Genomic DNA, 2,477 nt, shown 5'->3' with positions numbered 1-2,477 from the left:
GTGTTAGTTGGTCCAGGATCTACAGCATTAACAGTAATTTTAAGAGGTGCTAATTCAATAGCAACTGATTTAGTAAACGTAGAAACAGCCCCTTTTGTTGCAACATAAGCCAAATTCCCAGGCTCAGGTGACTTATCTTGACCTGAAACCATATTAATAATTCGACCGCCATGCTTACCTTCGATTAGACGTGCAAACTCAACAGTCAAAAGACACGTTCCTCTAACATTCACGTTATAATGAGCATCAAGCATATCAGCATCTATAGAACGAAAATCTACGTCCACGGAATGTGTTGCATTATTTACAAGGATTGATGGAGAACCTAGTTTGTTTTGAACTTCACCAAGCAGCTTTCTTGGTGCATCAGGTTGCGATAAATCCAATTCCATTGATTCACATCGCACTCCCAGACTGCGAATCTCTTCCATAAGATGTTTCGACCATTTAAAATCATCCTCATTGCAATAATCCATTAAACGATCATACTTTGGCCAATGAGTGAAAAAAATATCTGCACCTTCTCTAGCTAATTCCCTGCATATTTCAGTACCAATACCTTTTGCCCGACTAGCACCAGTAACAATCGCAATTTTATTTATTAACCGCTTCATAAAGCATCTCCTCATCAGAACGTTGAATTCATATGCTCACCAATAGCACACGAACTCAGCAATCCTGTATATGTATATTAATCTATCAAGTTGTAATAAATGAAAAAATGTAATTAAAGTTTAAAAGGTATTTTCTCCATAGTAATCATTCATTTTTATTTCACCTCACATAAGTATTTTTCCATATATGCATTCAACTTTCCTGCCTTATCAACATGTTTCAGACAGCAAAAGCTGAATCCCCCTAGTCTCCAACAAGTTTAGGCTCTTTCCTTAGTTACATTTTCAAGAACGTTATATTTTACTTTTTAGTAAAAAGGTAAAGAGATAGGTAGGATAATGGATTTCCTAAATAAAATTCTAAAAGGAAATATCCCTATGTTAGAGAACTGAATAAAGGACTGCTTTTCATTTCTCTAACACTTAAAAGGAGGTACACGAATGAATGAAGAGATAATAAAAATTGATAACGTTGAGATTTGTACAGAAAGTTTTGGAAACCCCAAGAATCCTGCTGTACTTTTAATAATGGGAGCAATGTCTTCGTTAGATTGGTGGGATGAAGACTTCTGTCTTCGCCTCGCTGAACATGAGAGATTTGTTATTCGTTACGACCATCGTGATTTAGGGCGATCTACCACTTATCCACCCGGTACGTCTAACTATACAATAACGGATATGGCTGACGATGCAATTGGTGTTTTAGATGCTTACTCTATAGACAAAGCTCATATTGTKGGCATGTCTTTGGGCGGGATGATAGGACAAATCCTTGCTCTTAGATATCCGGATCGCATAGACTCCCTTACTTTAATTGCATCAAGCGTATTTGGAACGGAGGCGGAAAAATTGCCCCCAATGGATCAGCGGATACTTGATTACCACACGAAGAGCGCTTCCATAGACTGGTCAAATCAAGAGGAGACTGTTCCCTACCTTGCAGGTGGATGGAAAATTTTAAGTGGAACAAAACCTTATGAAGAGAAAAGAATGTATAAGCTAGCAGAAAGAGAAGCTGCCCGCGCCAAACAGCTGCCGAGTAGATTTAACCATGCTTTGCTTCAAGGAGGAGGCCAATATTATGACAGATTGAGTGAAATTACTATACCTACACTGATTATTCATGGAACAGAAGATCCGGCACTCCCATACGAACATGGACTTGCTCTTGCAAAAGCTATTGCTCATGCTAATTTAATAGCTCTTGATCGTACGGGACATGAAGTCCATAGTGAAGACTGGGAACAAATCATTAAATCAATTGTAAGGATTAGCTCCTAAAATCAAAACATGAGATATGCAGACTTCAAAGCGCTTTTTTAAGAAAGCTTTGGGGTCTTTTCATGTTTCAAAGTTCCTTCCTTCTACTTACAGTAGACAAAACGTTTCCTATAGCAAAGGGTGTTTTGTACAAAAGTACCTACAACTTTTCAAAACATCACATTTACGATACACTGATAATTCGCGAAATATCCACATAAGGGTATTAAAGTAAGAAAATGGAGGTTATTATGAAATATTTTAAGGTACTTTTCTGTTTAATCTTATTAATCCTTGTAGGTATAACCGGCTGTTCTTCAAAAGAAGAAGTCACAAGCATTAACACTGTTGATGTAAAAGATCTTAAAGACCACAGTGGAACTTATGTTGGAGATAATTCTAACGTAGTAGCTATCGTAAGAGCATTGCCTGGAGGGGAAACATTTAAAGAAATTGATTTACATAATAAAACACCAAAAATAATGTATGGTACTAAAGAGGGCTCTTTATCAAAAGATGAAATGTTAAAATATTAGTTTGACGGTAAGAATACATTAGAGAAAAATTTTCTTTACAATGCTATTTATTTAACGATACTAATAC

Annotated in this window: 3 protein-coding genes; 2 read left to right on the top strand and 1 reads right to left on the bottom strand. The window is 36.6% G+C overall.

The features are described 5' to 3' along the window. Nucleotides 1-614, bottom strand: a 614-nt coding sequence (locus AC1DRF_RS23140) for an SDR family NAD(P)-dependent oxidoreductase (protein WP_477741793.1), incomplete at its 3' end; no start/stop codon positions are given. 441 nt (nt 615-1,055) lie between these two features. Between AC1DRF_RS23140 and mle the strand changes: the two genes are divergently transcribed. Together mle and AC1DRF_RS23130 are read left to right on the top strand one after the other, a co-directional pair. Further along, on the top strand, nt 1,056-1,895 hold the full coding sequence (gene mle, locus AC1DRF_RS23135) for an alpha/beta fold macrolide esterase (protein WP_043980736.1): 840 nt from the start codon (nt 1,056-1,058) through the stop codon (nt 1,893-1,895). A gap of 230 nt (nt 1,896-2,125) precedes the next feature. Beyond that, nucleotides 2,126-2,410, top strand: coding sequence for a DUF4825 domain-containing protein (locus tag AC1DRF_RS23130; protein WP_477741792.1), 285 nt, complete (start codon nt 2,126-2,128; stop codon nt 2,408-2,410). The last annotated feature ends 67 nt before the right edge of the window (nt 2,411-2,477 follow it).

Source organism: Priestia sp. P5_B4 (genome assembly GCF_056400385.1).
Note: the sequence above shows the minus strand (reverse complement) of the source record. Positions and strands in the feature narration are given on the sequence as shown.

Excerpts from the sequence above, each read along its gene's own strand:
- AC1DRF_RS23130 (WP_477741792.1), top strand. The coding sequence starts at position 2,126 with ATGAAATATTTTAAGGTACTTTTCTGTTTAATCTTATTAATCCTTGTA.